We start from the raw sequence: 16,017 nt of genomic DNA, 5'->3' as shown, positions 1-16,017 counted from the left end.
TGACAAACGATGAAAGCATACTGGAAAAACCATCCCGCCCTGCGCATGATCCTGATGCTGGTGCTGTTCGTACTGGCACTGGTGCTGGTGGTGTCCGGCTGGAAAATGACTGGACAACTGGCAGGGCTTGGCATCATGCTGGTGGGCGTAGCGCTGCTGCTGGCAGTGCTGGCGCTGTATAACGCCGCCTACGATTGACCCCCCTACGATTCAAAGAGAGGCAAAAGGAGAGTTTCCCATGGATGAAATAAGAAAGACCGGGCGCGTGACCATTCCCACAGACTTGGACGTTGTGCCCGAAACATTGGAGATCTTAAAAAAGTGGGGTGCCGATGCCATCCGCGACTGCGACGGCACCGACTTCCCGCAGCAGCTCAAGGATGCGGACGCCAAGATCTACTCCACCTACTATACCACCCGCAAGGACAACGCATGGGCAAAGGCAAACCCGGACGAGGTACAGCAGTGCTACATCATGACCGGCTTTTACACCGCCCCCGGCGACACCGTGACCATCCCGCTGATGAAGGGCATCAGCCCGGAGCTGATGCAGGTGAACACCAACGACGACATCACCCGCTGGTGGGAGGTCATGGACCGAACCACCGGTCAGCCCGTGCCGCCGGAGCAGTGGAGCTACGCCGACGGCAGTGTGACCGTGCAGGCCGTACCGTTCCATGAGTATACCGTCAGTTTTCTGGCTTACCTCATCTGGGACCCGGTGCATATGTACAACGCTACCACCAACGGCTGGACGAACTTTGAGCACCAGATCACTTTTGATGTGCGTCAGCCCAAGACCCACAAGTATTCTATGGAGCGCCTGCGCAAGTTCATCGCAGAGCACCCCTATGTAAACGTCATCCGCTACACCACCTTCTTCCACCAGTTCACCCTGATTTTCGACGAGCTGAAGCGGGAGAAGTTCGTGGACTGGTATGGATACTCTGCTTCGGTCAGCCCTTATATCCTCAACCAGTTTGAGCAGGAAGTGGGCTACAAGTTCCGCCCGGAGTACATCATCGATCAGGGCTACTATAACAACCAGTACCGGGTGCCCAGCAAGGAATTCCGGGATTTTCAGGCCTTCCAGCGCCGCGAGGTGGCAAAGCTTGCCAAGGAGATGGTGGATATCACCCACGCGTGCGGGTGCGAAGCCATGATGTTCCTCGGCGATCACTGGATCGGCACCGAACCTTTCATGCCGGAGTTCAAGACCATCGGACTGGATGCCGTAGTGGGCAGCGTGGGCAACGGCTCCACCCTGCGCCTGATCTCTGACATTGAGGGCGTGAAGTACACCGAGGGCCGTTTCCTGCCGTACTTCTTCCCCGACACCTTCCACGAGGGCGGCGACCCCGTGCGGGAAGCCAAGGAGAACTGGGTTACAGCCCGCCGCGCTATCCTGCGCAAGCCCATCGACCGCATCGGCTATGGCGGCTATCTGAAACTGGCCTTGCAGTTCCCGGAGTTCGTGGACTACGTGGAGAGCGTCTGCAACGAGTTCCGCGAACTGTACGAGAACATCAAGGGCACCACACCCTACTGTGTCAAGCGAGTGGCCGTGCTGAACTGTTGGGGTAAAATGCGGGCTTGGGGCTGTCACATGGTGCATCACGCCCTCTATTACAAGCAGAACTATAGCTATGCCGGTGTCATTGAGATGCTGTCCGGTGCGCCCTTTGATGTGAAGTTTATCAGCTTTGAGGATATCAAGAACGACCCGCATCTGCTGGATTCGTTGGATGTCATTATCAATGTCGGCGATGCCGACACCGCACACACCGGCGGCATCTGGTGGGAAGACCCGGAGATCTCCTCCGCTATCCGCAAGTTCGTCTGGAACGGCGGCGGCTTTATCGGCGTGGGTGAGCCTTCCGGTCACCCGTATCAGGGCCACGTTCTCCAGCTTGCCAGCGTGCTGGGCGTGGAGGAAGAAAACGGCTTCACCCTCAACTACGACAAATACAACTGGGAGGAGCACCCCGACCACTTTATCCTGCAGGACGCCGACCGGCCCGTGGACTTTGGCGAGGGTAAAAAGAACATCTACGCCCTCGAGGGCACCGAGGTGCTGGTGCAGCGAAACAAAGAAGTGCAGATGGCGGCACACGACTTCGGCAAGGGTCGTGCCGTGTACATCAGCGGTGTGCCTTACAGTTTTGCCAACAGCCGCACCCTTTACCGCGCTATCCTGTGGAGTGCCCACAGCGAGGAGGAACTGCATACATGGTTCAGCTCCAATTATAATGTAGAAGTTCACGCCTACGTCAAGAACGGCAAGTATTGTGTGGTGAACAACACGTACGAGCCGCAGGACACCACCGTTTACACCACAGACGGCAGCAGCTTTGCTCTGCATCTGGATGCCAACGAGATCAAGTGGTATGAGATCTAAGTTCTCCTTTTCATAAACGAACACAACGGGCAGCTCTGTTACCAGAGCCGCCCGTTGTGTTTGCTGTATCTGCCGATAACTCAACCTGTGTCAATCGAACGCTGCAATGGAGATGGCTGGAAACGCAGAAATTCAGTAATGCAAGCGTAATAGACCTGCAGAAAAAAGAAACTGCCCGTGCGAGTATGCGTAAGATGGTGAAGCACTTGCTGAAAAAATATAAGTATCCACCGGAAGATTATGATACGGCAATCAGCACGGTCATTAGCCAGTGTGAGATGTGAACTGACAACATGGTAGTATGAATTGTATGAAATGTCGTTGATTTGTGCTTGACAATCGGATTCCTTATGTGGAGCAGACCTTCGGTTATGACCTGAACCGCACCTGCGATGAAATTCGGCCGACCTATCATCATGTGGAGACCTGTCAGGAAACTGTGCCGGAAGCCATCATCGCTTTTCTGGAAAGCGTCAGTTTTGAGGATGCACTTCGCAATGCAGTTTCTCTGGGCGGCGACAGCGACACCCTTGCCTGCATCACCGGCGGCATTGCCGAAGCTTTTTACGGGATGCCGCAGGAACTGCGGGACGAGACTTTGAAACGTCTGCCGGAGGATATCCGGGAAGGATATGAGCTGTTTCGGTGGAACATCGGCCAGAGATAAGACATTCGGAGAACCAAGGAGCAGATACAACACACTCGTGATGTGAAGTATCTGCTCCTTGGTTTTTAATAAGACTCGATGGAGGGCGTCTTGCATCGGCCTGAGAAATCCGATATACTGAATCCAGAGAGTATATCGAATTTTTGGGAAAAGGAGAGAACGGTATGGAACATCTTTATGAAAAGGCACTGGAAAGTGCGGAATATATCAAGACGCACACGAAAAAGCGCCCGAAGATCGCGGTGGTGCTGGGCTCCGGCCTTGGCAAGCTGACCGCGGACTTTACGGACACGGAAGAACTGTCCTACAAGGATATCCCCAACTTCCCGGTATCCACGGTGGCAGGACACAAAGGTGCATTGTTGGCTGGCAAGCTGGGGGACACGGAAGTCTACGCCATGGAAGGCCGCTTCCATTTCTATGAGGGCTACTCCATGAAGGAAGTCTGCTACCCGTTCTATGTGTTCAAGCTGCTGGGCGTGGAAAAGGTGGTGCTGACCAATGCATGCGGCGGCATCAACCGGGAGTTTGCGCCGGGCACCCTGATGCTCATTACCGACTTCATCAACATGATGGGCACGAACCCCCTCATTGGCCCCAACGATGAGCGCTTCGGCCCCCGCTTCCCGGACATGACCGAACCTTACAGTCTGGAACTGCGGAACCTTGCCAAGCAGACTGCCGATGAACTGGGCATTGCCTACAAGGAGGGCGTTTACATGGGCTTTATGGGCCCTTGCTATGAAACGGCGGCTGAAATTCGCGCCTTTGCGGGGATGGGAGCCGATGCCGTGGGCATGAGCACCGTGCCGGAAACCATGGTCTGCAACTACATGGGCATGAAGGTACTGGCCGTCAGCTGCATCACTAACATGGCCACCGGCATCCAGACGGTCAAGCATAGCCACGCCCGTGTGCTGGAGATCGCAAATCAGGCAGGCGATACCCTGTGCCGATGGCTGGGTGCGGTGATTCAGAGAATGGAGTAAAAAAGATATACCATGAAAATCCTTTCGTTTGGTTCCCTCAACTACGATTATACCTATGAGGTCGAGCACTTTCTCGCGCCCAAAGAGACCCTTGCAGCCAAGTCCATGCAGCGGGGCTTTGGAGGGAAAGGCGCAAACCAGTCTATCGCCTTTGCACGAGCTGGATTGTCAGTATGCGCAGATCATAGATGGCGTTTTGCCGGCGTATGATGTGCCGGAAAGCGCACTTTCCGACTATCTGCGGCCAAACTGGAGCGATGCGTGCATCAATGTCCGCACCGAGGAAGCCTACGAAACGGCCCATGAGGTGCTACGGGCGGAAGGACTGTTTCTAGGCACATCGGCAGCAGCGGCTTTGCACGCAGCGGTGCAGGTGGGCCGCAGACCGGAGAATCAGGGAAAGAACATCGTGGTCATCGTCCCGGACAACGGCATGAAATATCTGTCTACGCCGATGTACCGGCAGAAATGATAAAAACACGATGATGCGACTGAATTTTGAAAAGATTGCATAGGATTTTATAAAAGTATTATTCTTTTATGAATTTTAGCGCTCTTCTATTGACACTGCTAATTAACGGTGCTATAACAGTGGCGTGCTCAGGAGGAAGGGCAAAAGGAGAGCCGCAAGGCTCCCCGGAAAGCCTTTCTGAGTGGACGCTTCAGATTTTTTGCCCCGACCCGAACGCCGGGATTGGAGGAATGATTTATGCTTATGCCGACTGTTTTCCATGAAAACCTGTTCGATGATTTCTTCGATCCGTTCTGGAATGACGCTGCACTGGAACGTGCTATGAACCGTGAGGCTCGTGGCGCCTTTGGTAAGCGTGGTGCAAACATGATGAAGACCGATGTCAAACAGACGGACAATGGCTACGAAGTAGCTGTTGACCTGCCGGGCTGCAAGAAGGAAGACGTCCAGATGGAACTGGACGACGGCTACCTGACCATTCAGGCAGTGCGCAGCCACAGCAACGACGAAAAGGATAAGAAGGGCCGCTATCTGCGGCGCGAATCCTTCTCCGGCACCTGCGCACGCAGTTTCTACGTGGGCGATGTGAAGAAGGAAGACATCCACGCAAAGTTCGAGGATGGCGTCCTGCACGTCGAGCTGCCTGCTCCTCAGCAGACGAAGGCTTTGCCTGAGAACCCGAACCTGATCGAAATCGAGTAAAACGCCGGTCGTGTGCGCCAAAGCACAACGCACATAAGATGCCCCCGGAGAGCCGCAACAAGCCCTCCGGGGGCATTTTTGTTTCGCTATCTTTTCCGCAAGGGAAAATCATGGTATACTGAGAACAGCAACTCGGAATTTATGGAGGTACTTCACTATGGAATACAAACGCTTTGGCGGTAAGCTCCTTGTCCGCATCGACAAAGATGAGGAGATCGGTGAAACAAATTTGATTTTAGGGGGACAAAGATGAGTGATGTAAAAGGAAAGACCGGCGCAGTCCTGAGGGAGACGGCAGTCCTGACCGGGGCGGTGGCGATCATTGCGGCGGGTGTTTTCTTTTTTCTGGTGCCGAGCCATACATCCGTCAGCAGCATTTCCGGCCTTGGCATCGTGCTGTCCAATTTTGTGCCGCTGCCCTTGTCGGTCATTACGATGATCCTGAACGTCGTGCTTCTCATCATCGGGTTCTTTACCTGCGGCAGAGAATTTGGCGCAAAGACCGTATACACCAGTGTGCTGCTGCCGGTGTTTCTGGGGCTGTTTGAAAAGCTGTTCCCGGAGTTCGGCTCGATGACCGGCAGTCAGGAGCTGGACGTGCTGTGCTATATTCTGGTGGTCAGCGTCGGGCTGAGTATTTTGTTCAACCGCAATGCATCCTCCGGCGGGCTGGATATCGTGGCAAAGATCATGAACAAGTACCTGCACATGGAATTGGGAAAAGCCATGTCTCTGTCGGGAATGTGTGTGGCGCTTTCCGCGGCCCTGGTCTACGATAAAAAGACCGTGGTGCTGAGTATCCTCGGTACTTATTTCAACGGCATCGTGCTGGACCATTTCATCTTTGATAACAGCATCAAACGCCGCGTCTGCATCATCACCGAAAAAGAGGAGGCGCTGCGTCAGTTCATCCTCCATGACCTGCACAGCGGTGCGACCATGTACGAGGCCATCGGTGCATACAATCTGGAAAAGCACAACGAGATCATTACCATCGTGGACAAGAGCGAATATCAGAAGCTGATGAACTTTATCAACCGGGAAGACCCCAAGGCTTTTGTTACCATTTACAATGTGTCCAGCATGCAGTATCAGCCCAAGATCTGATCGGCGGAGAGCTGCCGCAAAGGGCGGGCCTTTTGCGGCTTGCTCTTTGCCATAGCTGCGTGGTATACTCAAGTCCGGAAAGATCAAAGCGCATGGAGGAAATAAGCATGCTGACCTATACCTATGTTTCAGAGGGAACGTTTGCCCTGATGGAAAAACCAAAGCCGGTGCTGCAGCACGAGCGGGACGCCATTGTAAAGGTGACCCTTGCCAGTATCTGCTCCAGCGATCTGCACATCAAGCACGGCAGCGTGCCCCGGGCGGTACCCGGCATCACGGTAGGGCACGAGATGGTGGGCATCGTAGAAGAAGTGGGCAGTGCGGTGACCAATGTGAAACCCGGCGACCGGGTGACGGTGAACGTGGAGACCTTCTGCGGAGAGTGCTTTTTCTGCAAAAAAGGCTTTGTGAACAACTGCACCGATCAAAACGGCGGCTGGGCGCTGGGCTGCCGCATCGACGGCGGGCAGGCGGAGTACGTCCGGGTGCCCTTTGCGGATCAGGGGCTGAACAAGATCCCGGACGGCGTTACCGATCGGCAGGCGCTGCTGGTGGGCGATGTGCTGGCCACCGGCTTTTGGGCGGCACGCATCTCGGAGATCACCCCGGAGGATACCGTGCTGATTTTGGGCGCAGGGCCTACCGGCATCTGCACGTTGCTGTGCGTCATGCTGCACAGCCCCAAGCGCATCATCGTGTGCGAAAAGGACGAGAACCGGTTGCAGTTCATCCGTCGGCACTACCCGCAGGTGCTCACGGTGCAGCCGGAGGACTGCGCCGCCTTTGTGCGTGCCCACAGCGACCACGGCGGGGCCGATGTGGTGCTGGAGGTGGCAGGGGCAGACTCCACCTTCCGGCTGGCATGGGAGTGTGCACGGCCCAACGCCGTTGTAACGGTGGTGGCGCTGTACGATAAGGCACAGACCCTGCCGCTGCCGGAAATGTACGGCAAAAACCTCACCTTCAAGACCGGCGGCGTGGACGGCTGCGATTGTGAAGAAACGCTGCGTCTCATCGCAGAAGGCAAGATCGATACCGAACCGCTCATCACCCACACCTACCCCCTGCGCCGGATCGCAGAGGGCTACGAGCTGTTTGAAAAGAAACGGGACGGCGTGATCAAGGTGGCAGTGGAGTGCTGACGGTCTGCGCCAAGGCACAACGCACATAAGGTGGCCCCGGAGAGCTGTAACAAGCCCTCCGGGGCCATTTTTGTTTCCCGACATCTTTTCCGCAGCGGCAAGGCGTGGTAGAATAATGGCAGAACCAATCCACAGGTGAGAAAATCGAACTTCAGAGAGAGGAGATGTTTCTATGCAGTCTGATGAGCTGAAACGCCGGATCTCGGCAGGCAGAGGAGATGCTTTGGCTGATCTGGTTTTGAAAAATGCCAGAATTGTCAATGTGTTTACCGATGAGATCGACACCGCTGATATTGCCATCAGCGGAAATTCGATCGTGGGCGTGGGAACGTATCATGGCCGGAAAGAAGTTGATCTGCACGGCAAATATGTCTGCCCGGGCCTGATCGATGGGCATATCCACATCGAAAGCTCCATGCTCTGTGGTCCGGCTTTCGAGCAGGCAGTGCTGCCCCACGGTACCACTGCGGTGGTCACAGACCCACACGAGATCTCGAACGTTGCGGGGCTGGAAGGCTTGGATTTTATGCTGGAAACGACAAAAAATCTGACCCTTTCGGTTTATTTCATGCTGCCCTCCTGCGTTCCGGCCACGGATCTGGATGAATCCGGTGCGGTGCTGAACGCAGAACAGCTCCGGCCTTACTACGGCGATCCCCGCGTGCTGGGGCTTGCGGAGCTGATGAATGCCTATGGGACGGTGCGCTGTGACCCGAAGATCCTGCAGAAGATCCGCGACTGCACCGAAGCGGGAAAGATTGTGGATGGACACGCACCGCTTTTGAGTGCTAAGGACCTGAATGCTTATATTGCGGCAGGCGTTCAGTCCGATCACGAGTGCTCCAACATCGAGGAAGCCATGGAAAAACTCCGGCGCGGACAATACATCATGATCCGGGAAGGAACGGCTGCCAAAAATATGGAGGCCCTGATGCCGCTGTTCCGGGAGCCCTATTGCAGCCGCTGTATGCTGGTGACGGATGATAAGCACCCCGGTGACCTGCTGGACAGCGGCCACATCGATTCCAACATCCGTAAAGCGATCCGGCTGGGCGCAGACCCAGCAGTGGCCGTCAAAATGGCAACGCTGGTCCCGGCACAGTATTTTGGGTTCAAGCAGCGCGGTGCCGTAGCACCGGGGTACCGGGCAGATCTGGTTGTGGTTTCTGATCTGGAATCCTTTACGGTCGAACAGGTTTACAAGAATGGCACGCTGGTGGCCGAGCACGGAAAAACGCTGAAACCCGCACCGCTTGACATCGACCGTGTGAGATTTTCCCACGTTATGGATTCCTTTGATCTGGATGAGATCACACTGCAGGACCTGGAACTTCGGGAAAGCGGGGAGCAGGAGCGTGTCATCTGCCTGAACCGGGGCGAGCTGCTTACGGAGGAAAAAATCATCCCGTTCCAACGGCATCCGGGCAAAGCTCCCGGTGTGGACCCGGAACACAACATCGTAAAACTGGCCGTTTTTGAGCGGCATCATCACTCCGGCCATGTGGGCATTGGCTTTTTAGGAAACTTCAGCCTGAAATGCGGAGCCGCTGCATCGAGCATCGCACATGATTCCCATAACTTGATTGTGGCAGGGGACAACGATACCGATATGATGCTGGCCGGCAACACTGTGCGGAAAAACAAAGGCGGACTTGCGTTTGTGGCAGGTGGACAGGTCGTGGCAGAACTTGCGCTTCCGGTGGCCGGATTGATGAGCACCGAAAGCGCAGAGAGCGTTGCGGCGAAAATGCAGGCGCTGAACGATGCCCTCAAGGCACATGGCGTGGCGGAAGACATCGGCATTTTTATGACCCTCGCCTTCGTCAGCCTTCCGGTCATTCCAAAACTCAGACTGAATACATACGGCATCATCGATGTAGCGCAGCAGAAAGTCGTTCCGGCTGTTTTTTAATAGGCGATAACAAAAATACTGCCGGAGACCGACCCGAATGGTCCGTCTCCGGCAACAGAACAGTTCGTTCCTACTCTTAGAAGCGAGCCACATCAAGAGAAAAATTGACGGAAATTCTTATTTGATAAATCGGAATTTGTGGAGGAGAGTAATTTGCTGGTATTAAATAAATTAGAGCGGTTGCTAACGGGATGCTTTAAACCCAAAGAAAATTATACGAGGAGTGAATTATTAAAAGTCAATGAAAAATAACAATAAAAAAACACTAAAGAAATTGGCAATCCTCGTAATAGGTTCTATAATTGCGGCTTATGGAATTACACTTGCACTGTATGCTGGATTTGGCGGAGCTACGCTTGCGGTGCTGTGGCAGGGGATTGCAAGAACATTTCACATAAGCATTGGCACAGCATCTTTTGTTGTAGCATTGGGAATGATTTTGTTTGCGCTCATTTACGATAAAAGTCAGATTCATATAGGAACTGTGTTGTACCAGATTGTATACAGTACCTGTGTAGATTTGTTTGCTAACTGCCATATTTACAGTACCTATAAGTGGATCAATTTTTTAATTATGTTGTTAGGAGTGGTTTTGTTTGCTGTCGGAACAGGACTATATGCGTCGGCATCCCTTGGTAGAGGCTCCTATGAGGCAGTCACTTTTGCTTTAGCAGAAAAAAATCACTGGCAGATTAAATTTGTCCGAATGGCATTGGATATTTTGGTTGTTGTTACAGGTGTTTTGTTTGGCGGAAAGTTTGGTGTATGCACGCTTATTACAGTTATCATTTCAGGCCCAATTATCCAATTTGTTAATGCGAAAGCAAAACAAGTTTTAAAGATATGATAGTAAAGAAACTTACAACTTAGAATTTGTGGAGGAAACAAATATGGAAGATAATAAATCAACGAATGTCAAGAAAACGGTAAAATCAGGAATAACTTTTGGAAGTGCATTAGCTATGGTTATTAGTTATACAGCGTGGAAGTCTGTCGGTTGGGCGATTTTTCATGGATTACTTAGTTGGGTGTATGTCATATACTTCCTTTTGCGTTACTAAATTCACGTTTGTGGAAGTTATAAAGGGGTGCATCATGGAAATCGAGTATAAACAAACAAAAGATTTCACGGCCGATGAATTGCAGAAACTGTTTTTATCCGTTCACTGGGAATCCGGCAATTATCCCGAAAAACTTGTCCGTGCGATGCACAATTCCACACGAGTTATTTCTGCGTGGGATGGTGATAAGCTGGTCGGGCTGGTTCGCGCGCTTGATGATGGAGAAACAGTCGCATTTTTGCATTATCTTTTGGTGGACCCTGCTTATCAGGGACAGTACATTGGAGATGAGCTGATGAAACGGATCATGAGTTTCTATCAAAATCTTCTGTATGTGAAAGTTATGCCGTCTGATCCTAAAACGATCCCATTTTATGAGCGATATGGCTTTCAACAATATGATAATTACTCTGCAATGGTGCGGAAGCACTTTTTGTGAGTTGGTATGATGGATCGATTTGCAGCTAGCAAGGAAACCGTAAGGAGTACAGAGCATGGATGCAAACTGTACCAGTAAAAGAAGGAAAGTCAAGAGTATGGAAACGGTATACATTGCAGGCGGGTGCCTTTGGGGCGTCCAGCATTTTTTTGACACGGTGCCCGGTGTACGGACGACCGAAGCCGGGAGAGCCAACGGAACAACAAACACGCTGGACGGCCCGTATGATGGATACGCAGAGTGCGTTAAAGTGGTCTTTGATGAGAAATGTACCAGTGTTACAGAGCTTATGGAGCATCTGTTTGAAATCATCGACCCGTACAGCCTGAACAAACAGGGCGTTGATGTTGGAAAAAAGTATCGCACGGGGCTTTACAGCACAAATCCCGGACATCTGGAAGAAGCAAGAGCCTTTATTGACAGCCGGAAGGACCGGGATAAAATCGTTGTGGAAGTGCTGCCGCTGACGAATTACGTCCGGAGTGCAGAGGAGCATCAGCACCATCTGGAGCGGTACCCGGAAGATTGCAGCTACTGTCATATCCCGGATGAAGTCTTAAACAAATACAGGAATCAGTAAGCAAAGGAAAAACGAAAATGCGGGGATTGGGAACGATCATCAATGCGCTGGCCATTGTGATAGGCGGTGTGCTGGGTATTCTGTTCAAACGCTTTCGAAAGAGCGCTATCAGGATACAATCATCAAAGCCACGGGCTTTTCCGTGGTGTTTCTGGGAGCGGCGGGAACGCTCTCCAAGATACTGACGGTTAGGCCAGACGGAACTTTGAGCACCGGTGGCTCTATGGTCATGATTCTATCGCTGGCGTTGGGTGCGCTGCTGGGTGAACTTATTGATCTGGATGCACAGTTTGAACGCTTTGGCGAGTGGCTCAAACACAAGACTGGCAGTGACGGCGACAACTAGTTCGTCAACGGCTTCATGTCGGCATCCCTGACGGTGAGCATCGGGGCAATGGCCGTCATCGGCTCCATTCAGGATGGCATCTACGGCGACCATTCCACGCTGGTGGCAAAAGCGATTCTGGACTTTATCATTGTGCTCATCATGGCGTCCTCCATGGGCAAGGGCTGCGTGTTTTCATTTATTCCGGTGGCAGTGCTGCAAGGTGCCATGACGGCTCTTGCGGTAGTGCTGTCCGGCTTTATGACGGACGCTGTGCTGAACAATCTCTCGCTGATAGGAAATATTCTGATTTTTTGTGTGGGCATCAATCTGGTATGGCCAAGAACCATCAAGGTGGCAAACCTGCTGCCGTCCCTTCTGGTTGCAGTGGCGCTGACGGGGATTTTATGAATCGGAATTTGTGGAGGGGTGTGATTATATGAAAAACAATAGCCCACAAAAGCAGGCCGCCATTTCTTGGATCATTTTGATGATAGGAATATTGCTCGCAGTAATAGGAGCAATGACGGCAAAGGAGTACAGAGTAAACCTATGCCTGCTAATCGGTGCAATGGTTGTTATTGGTGGTATTGTATATCATCTCACCATGATGAAATGTCCTTATTGCGGTTGCTCGCTTGTTGGTTATAGGCCGATCCCTAAAGAATGTCCAAAGTGTCATAAAAAATTTGAAGAATAAGTTCGCGTTTATCAAGGTGAACATTTAAGTATTAAAAACGGGAGTGAAACAAATGATGACCATTGCACAGATCATGGAAAAGATGATCGCCTTTTCCGAAGGGAATATCCATGACATCACGCACCTGAGCTGCGTGTGGACCTATGCCAAAACCATTGGTGAGCTGGAGGGGCTGGACGCAGACACGCAGTTTATTCTGGAGGTGGCGGCCATCACCCACGATATCGCCTGCCCGCTCTGCCGCAAAAAGTACGGCAACACCAATGGTAAATATCAGGAGCAGGAGGGTGCCCCGCTGGTGAGGGAGTTCTTGGCGGATACCGGCATGACAGCAGAACAGATCGACCGGGTGGCCTATCTGGTAGGGCACCACCATAGTCCGGCGCAGATCGACGGCATTGACTATCAGATTCTGATTGAGGCAGATTATATCGTCAATGCGTCCGAAAGCGGGTACGGTCAGCAGGCAATCCGAACCTTTATGGAACATACGATGAAGACGGCAGCAGGTATCCGGCTGACGAAAACAGTGTTTGGAGTGTAAAAATGATTCAGAAGCATTGCTTTGAATGCGGTACGGCATTGATTGAAAAAGAACTGGAAGAAGAGGGCATTGTGCCTTATTGCCCGAAATGCCAGCAATACCGGTTCCCGATGTACAATGTGGCAGTCAGCATGATTGTTGTGGATGAGGAAACCGGGAAAATTCTGCTCATCCAGCAGTACGGCAAGCCCTCTTATATTCTGGTGGCCGGGTATGTGAACCGCGGTGAGGCAGAAGAACACGCCGTGGTGCGGGAAGTCCGGGAAGAAACCGGGTTGGAAGTAGAGCACCTCCGGTTCAACCGTACTAAGTTTTTTGAGCCGTCCAACACGCTGATGTGCAACTTTACAGCTTTCGTCAGAACCGCAAAGGCGCTGCATATCAACCACGAAGTGGACCGCTGCAAGTGGTTCACCCCACAGGAAGCCAGAGAAAACATCCGTCCCAACAGCCTTGCAGCGGAATTTTTGAATGCGTATCTGGACGAAGTGGGGAATAAGCCGATGGAGATGTGATTCGTGGCTGTGCCGCGGGAATTTTGACGGAAAGTATGGAAAAAAGTTGGTTCGGCCTGTTTCGGTTGACTTTTTTATAAAGAATCGGTATATTGATACTATGTAGTATCAATAAGTATTAACTGCGAGGTGGACAGAATGGATGGGGCACAGTTTGCCAAAATGCTTTCAGATAAGCATTTGTTTGAACTCAATCGGATGGAATACAAGTACTCGACTGTCAGCGTCAAAGAATTTGCCGAATTGCTGCGGCAAAACTTTGCGCAGCCTCTGCCGTTGACTGATTTTTCTGGAAATAAGCTGTTTTACCTGCCGAACCTCGCGCAAATTTCAACAAATGGTATGAAGCGGTTGCTCTCTGTCCCTGTCAGTGGACAAAACTTCGGTTTGTCGGCGATGACCGAGGAAATTTATGCTACTTTTCAAATTGAAAGTATCCGCTCGACCCGCAGCAGTATCCGTTATATCCTCGATGGTTATGCCCCTCGTGATGAACAAGAAGCCCGCATCTATGGTATGAAGCGCGGACTGGAGTTTATCGCGAATCGTCAGAATAGGATCACCGAGGAGAATCTGCATTACCTATATCAGATCAGCACAGGGGATTGTCTCCCGGATGAAGATCGATTACTGCCAAACCACTTTTATCGGCATGGCGAGGTTTTTATTGTGGGCGGTGAAGAACCCAGACCGGGACTTCCGGCAGAGCGGCTTCCCGGTGCCATGAAATGTCTTGTCGATTTTGCGAATGCCAATGACGGCATCAATGAGCTGCATAAGGCTGCCATTCTGCACTTTGCCTTTGCGTACTACCACCCCTATTTTGACGGGAATGGACGCACTGCACGGCTATTCCACCTCTGGTATCTTGTTCAGCAGGGCTATCCTGCGGCACTGTTCACGCCGTTTTCCCGATACATCGCTGAAAACAAGGACGCATATTACAAAGCCTACGAACGCGTGGAGAGAAATGCTCTGATTTCCGGCTATACGGATGTGACTCCCTTTCTGTTCTACTTCTGCAATGAGGTCTATAACCGCCTGCAGGTGGATGCAGTCCCGCCGAAAACTGATCTTGAGGTATATCAAACTGCTCTTGCGGAAGGAAAAATCACAGAAAAAGAACGGCTGCTCTGGGAGTATGTTCTGTCTGCTTATGGTGCAGAGGAGTTTACCACAAAGCAGCTGGAAAAGGATTTCCGAAACGCTGCGTATGCAACCATTCGGACGTTTGTGATGAAATTCCATGAGATGGGGCTGCTTACTGCAAGAAAAGCAGGAAACAGGGTGTTCTATCGTGTCGGTGGGACTTCTGATGGTCGGCCTAATGAATCCAAAAGGAGAACGTTATGAAAACGATTCGTGTTGTGGCCGCTGTGATTTGCGACTCCATGCAGGAAAAGCGCAAAATCTACGCCACTGCCCGCGGTTATGGCGACTACAAGGGTCAATGGGAGTTTCCGGGCGGCAAAATCGAGCCGGGCGAAACCCCGCAGCAGGCTCTGAAGCGGGAAATCGAAGAAGAACTGGACACGGAAATCGCCGTGGGTGACCGGATTGGTACGGTCGAGTACGATTATCCGGCGTTTCATCTTTCCATGGACTGCTTCTGGTGTGAAGTGGTTTCCGGCGAGCTTGTGCTGAAAGAAGCGGAAGCTGCGCGGTGGCTGACGAAGGAGGAGTTTGATTCCGTTCCGTGGCTCCCGGCGGATCAGACTATTTTGGATGTTATCAGAAGTTCAATGCAGCCAGTGAAACCACTCCATACCAGCGAATATGACAACGAACCTCTGCAGAGATGCTGAGGATTCCCGGAATGAAAGATGAACTGCGCCGTCCTATGACGCTGCTGGTGAAAGCCGCTATTTCGAAAAAATTGTAAAACAGAGGCCTCTGAATCTTTTCCTAATAAGAAAGAGGTTCGGAGGCCTTTATTGGTTGATTTAGCTAACAGTCGTGTCGAAAGACATCCTGTCTGAGGGCAAAGCGAAGGTTTTGCTTTTCAGGCGGGATTTTTTTGCTTTTTGGGACTGTTGTATACAATATATGGACTAAGAGGGTGGGTGACTTGGACTACGAGTCCATAAACTTTTGCTCGAAAGTACGATACACTATTGTCACGGCAGCGGCCCACCTCCGAAAGGGAGCGGGAGCCGCAGCCGGGCGGACCTTGAAAATTGAATATGCAGCTTCAGGTACTTCCAGATAATGATACTTCCGTAATTCGCGGCCCGGTCATAAAGAAGACGGGGTGGCCGAGAGGCCAATGGAGTGGTGCAAATCCAACGCCTGAATGTTTCCCTTTCTCAGGGGTGCCGGGGGCAAATTAAGAGAAACCATCGAACGCTTTATGGGCTATGCCAGCAAGGCTGAAATGCTCCGCATTGATATGGCTTTGCTGGTCAGTCTGGCTCTGAATGTTCTGAGCGGAAACCGCAGCGAATAGCGGACAACCAGTAACCCG

The 16,017-nt window shown here is 51.9% G+C and carries 19 protein-coding genes and 2 pseudogenes; all 21 read left to right on the top strand.

What is annotated here, in order from left to right:
* The first annotated feature begins 9 nt into the window (after positions 1-9).
* The 21 genes and pseudogenes from ACNSPV_RS13020 to ACNSPV_RS12920 all read left to right on the top strand — a co-directional run bounded on the left by ACNSPV_RS13020 (position 10) and on the right by ACNSPV_RS12920 (position 15,358).
* Entirely contained in the window at positions 10-198 is a 189-nt protein-coding gene (locus ACNSPV_RS13020) for a DUF6903 family protein (RefSeq protein WP_005926920.1), read from the top strand.
* 40 nt (positions 199-238) lie between these two features.
* Positions 239-2,398 carry a 1,3-beta-galactosyl-N-acetylhexosamine phosphorylase gene (gene gnpA / locus ACNSPV_RS13015; RefSeq protein WP_348583057.1) on the top strand — a complete coding sequence of 720 codons (2,160 nt, stop codon included), beginning with the start codon at positions 239-241 and terminating at the stop codon, positions 2,396-2,398.
* 149 nt (positions 2,399-2,547) lie between these two features.
* Positions 2,548-2,682: pseudogene (locus tag ACNSPV_RS13010) on the top strand (type I restriction enzyme endonuclease domain-containing protein); the annotation flags it as partial.
* A 44-nt stretch (positions 2,683-2,726) separates the two neighbouring features.
* Entirely contained in the window at positions 2,727-3,065 is a 339-nt protein-coding gene (locus ACNSPV_RS13005) for an ADP-ribosylglycohydrolase family protein (RefSeq protein ID WP_418268285.1), read from the top strand.
* Between the two features lie 164 nt (positions 3,066-3,229).
* The gene (locus ACNSPV_RS13000) at positions 3,230-4,054 is read left to right on the top strand and encodes a purine-nucleoside phosphorylase (protein WP_097785016.1); all 825 of its coding nucleotides are present in this window, start codon (positions 3,230-3,232) and stop codon (positions 4,052-4,054) included.
* Positions 4,055-4,066: 12 nt separating this feature from the next.
* The gene (locus tag ACNSPV_RS12995; RefSeq protein ID WP_339395915.1) at positions 4,067-4,264 is read left to right on the top strand and encodes a PfkB family carbohydrate kinase; all 198 of its coding nucleotides are present in this window, start codon (positions 4,067-4,069) and stop codon (positions 4,262-4,264) included.
* Positions 4,206-4,526 carry a pyridoxal-phosphate dependent enzyme gene (locus tag ACNSPV_RS12990; RefSeq protein ID WP_348583059.1) on the top strand — a complete coding sequence of 107 codons (321 nt, stop codon included), beginning with the start codon at positions 4,206-4,208 and terminating at the stop codon, positions 4,524-4,526. The genes ACNSPV_RS12995 and ACNSPV_RS12990 overlap by 59 nt, the downstream gene beginning before the upstream one ends.
* 237 nt (positions 4,527-4,763) lie before the next feature.
* Positions 4,764-5,228, top strand: coding sequence for an Hsp20/alpha crystallin family protein (locus ACNSPV_RS12985; RefSeq protein ID WP_120019616.1), 465 nt, complete (start codon positions 4,764-4,766; stop codon positions 5,226-5,228).
* Positions 5,229-5,477: 249 nt separating this feature from the next.
* On the top strand, positions 5,478-6,335 hold the full coding sequence (locus ACNSPV_RS12980) for a YitT family protein (RefSeq protein ID WP_348583060.1): 858 nt from the start codon (positions 5,478-5,480) through the stop codon (positions 6,333-6,335).
* A gap of 107 nt (positions 6,336-6,442) precedes the next feature.
* The gene (locus ACNSPV_RS12975; protein ID WP_348583062.1) at positions 6,443-7,477 is read left to right on the top strand and encodes an alcohol dehydrogenase; all 1,035 of its coding nucleotides are present in this window, start codon (positions 6,443-6,445) and stop codon (positions 7,475-7,477) included.
* Positions 7,478-7,649: 172 nt separating this feature from the next.
* Entirely contained in the window at positions 7,650-9,389 is a 1,740-nt protein-coding gene (gene ade / locus ACNSPV_RS12970; RefSeq protein WP_348583063.1) for an adenine deaminase, read from the top strand.
* A gap of 241 nt (positions 9,390-9,630) precedes the next feature.
* Positions 9,631-10,236, top strand: coding sequence for a YczE/YyaS/YitT family protein (locus tag ACNSPV_RS12965; protein ID WP_021885137.1), 606 nt, complete (start codon positions 9,631-9,633; stop codon positions 10,234-10,236).
* Positions 10,237-10,279: 43 nt separating this feature from the next.
* Entirely contained in the window at positions 10,280-10,450 is a 171-nt protein-coding gene (locus tag ACNSPV_RS12960; RefSeq protein ID WP_172678648.1) for a hypothetical protein, read from the top strand.
* Between the two features lie 34 nt (positions 10,451-10,484).
* Positions 10,485-10,889: a GNAT family N-acetyltransferase gene (locus ACNSPV_RS12955; RefSeq protein ID WP_227621721.1), complete on the top strand. Its 405-nt coding sequence runs from the start codon at positions 10,485-10,487 to the stop codon at positions 10,887-10,889.
* A gap of 97 nt (positions 10,890-10,986) precedes the next feature.
* Positions 10,987-11,469: a peptide-methionine (S)-S-oxide reductase gene (locus ACNSPV_RS12950; RefSeq protein WP_097774964.1), complete on the top strand. Its 483-nt coding sequence runs from the start codon at positions 10,987-10,989 to the stop codon at positions 11,467-11,469.
* Positions 11,462-12,205: pseudogene (locus ACNSPV_RS12945) on the top strand (DUF554 domain-containing protein). The gene ACNSPV_RS12950 and the pseudogene ACNSPV_RS12945 overlap by 8 nt, the downstream one beginning before the upstream one ends.
* A gap of 28 nt (positions 12,206-12,233) precedes the next feature.
* The gene (locus tag ACNSPV_RS12940; RefSeq protein ID WP_004798084.1) at positions 12,234-12,494 is read left to right on the top strand and encodes a hypothetical protein; all 261 of its coding nucleotides are present in this window, start codon (positions 12,234-12,236) and stop codon (positions 12,492-12,494) included.
* Positions 12,495-12,546: 52 nt separating this feature from the next.
* Positions 12,547-13,038: an HD domain-containing protein gene (locus tag ACNSPV_RS12935; protein ID WP_097778870.1), complete on the top strand. Its 492-nt coding sequence runs from the start codon at positions 12,547-12,549 to the stop codon at positions 13,036-13,038.
* Between the two features lie 2 nt (positions 13,039-13,040).
* Positions 13,041-13,553: an NAD(+) diphosphatase gene (locus tag ACNSPV_RS12930; protein ID WP_005922551.1), complete on the top strand. Its 513-nt coding sequence runs from the start codon at positions 13,041-13,043 to the stop codon at positions 13,551-13,553.
* A gap of 138 nt (positions 13,554-13,691) precedes the next feature.
* Entirely contained in the window at positions 13,692-14,906 is a 1,215-nt protein-coding gene (locus ACNSPV_RS12925) for a Fic family protein (protein WP_348583064.1), read from the top strand.
* Positions 14,903-15,358, top strand: coding sequence for a (deoxy)nucleoside triphosphate pyrophosphohydrolase (locus tag ACNSPV_RS12920; protein ID WP_348583066.1), 456 nt, complete (start codon positions 14,903-14,905; stop codon positions 15,356-15,358). Before ACNSPV_RS12925 ends, ACNSPV_RS12920 begins: the two co-directional genes overlap by 4 nt.
* The last annotated feature ends 659 nt before the right edge of the window (positions 15,359-16,017 follow it).

The organism is Faecalibacterium sp. 3 (genome assembly GCF_048323735.1).
Lineage (GTDB): Bacteria > Bacillota > Clostridia > Oscillospirales > Ruminococcaceae > Faecalibacterium > Faecalibacterium wellingii.
Note: the sequence above shows the minus strand (reverse complement) of the source record. Positions and strands in the feature narration are given on the sequence as shown.

Bases quoted from the DNA above. Each gene is read 5' to 3' on its own strand.
- ade (WP_348583063.1), top strand. From the start codon at position 7,650: ATGCAGTCTGATGAGCTGAAACGCCGGATCTCGGCAGGCAGAGGAGAT.
- ACNSPV_RS12980 (WP_348583060.1), top strand. From the start codon at position 5,478: ATGAGTGATGTAAAAGGAAAGACCGGCGCAGTCCTGAGGGAGACGGCA.
- ACNSPV_RS12925 (WP_348583064.1), top strand. From the start codon at position 13,692: ATGGATGGGGCACAGTTTGCCAAAATGCTTTCAGATAAGCATTTGTTT.
- ACNSPV_RS12985 (WP_120019616.1), top strand. From the start codon at position 4,764: ATGCTTATGCCGACTGTTTTCCATGAAAACCTGTTCGATGATTTCTTC.
- gnpA (WP_348583057.1), top strand. From the start codon at position 239: ATGGATGAAATAAGAAAGACCGGGCGCGTGACCATTCCCACAGACTTG.
- ACNSPV_RS12935 (WP_097778870.1), top strand. From the start codon at position 12,547: ATGATGACCATTGCACAGATCATGGAAAAGATGATCGCCTTTTCCGAA.
- ACNSPV_RS12920 (WP_348583066.1), top strand. From the start codon at position 14,903: ATGAAAACGATTCGTGTTGTGGCCGCTGTGATTTGCGACTCCATGCAG.
- ACNSPV_RS12940 (WP_004798084.1), top strand. From the start codon at position 12,234: ATGAAAAACAATAGCCCACAAAAGCAGGCCGCCATTTCTTGGATCATT.
- ACNSPV_RS12975 (WP_348583062.1), top strand. From the start codon at position 6,443: ATGCTGACCTATACCTATGTTTCAGAGGGAACGTTTGCCCTGATGGAA.
- ACNSPV_RS12965 (WP_021885137.1), top strand. From the start codon at position 9,631: ATGAAAAATAACAATAAAAAAACACTAAAGAAATTGGCAATCCTCGTA.
- ACNSPV_RS12930 (WP_005922551.1), top strand. From the start codon at position 13,041: ATGATTCAGAAGCATTGCTTTGAATGCGGTACGGCATTGATTGAAAAA.
- ACNSPV_RS13000 (WP_097785016.1), top strand. From the start codon at position 3,230: ATGGAACATCTTTATGAAAAGGCACTGGAAAGTGCGGAATATATCAAG.
- ACNSPV_RS12960 (WP_172678648.1), top strand. From the start codon at position 10,280: ATGGAAGATAATAAATCAACGAATGTCAAGAAAACGGTAAAATCAGGA.
- ACNSPV_RS12995 (WP_339395915.1), top strand. From the start codon at position 4,067: ATGAAAATCCTTTCGTTTGGTTCCCTCAACTACGATTATACCTATGAG.
- ACNSPV_RS13020 (WP_005926920.1), top strand. From the start codon at position 10: ATGAAAGCATACTGGAAAAACCATCCCGCCCTGCGCATGATCCTGATG.
- ACNSPV_RS12950 (WP_097774964.1), top strand. From the start codon at position 10,987: ATGGAAACGGTATACATTGCAGGCGGGTGCCTTTGGGGCGTCCAGCAT.
- ACNSPV_RS12955 (WP_227621721.1), top strand. From the start codon at position 10,485: ATGGAAATCGAGTATAAACAAACAAAAGATTTCACGGCCGATGAATTG.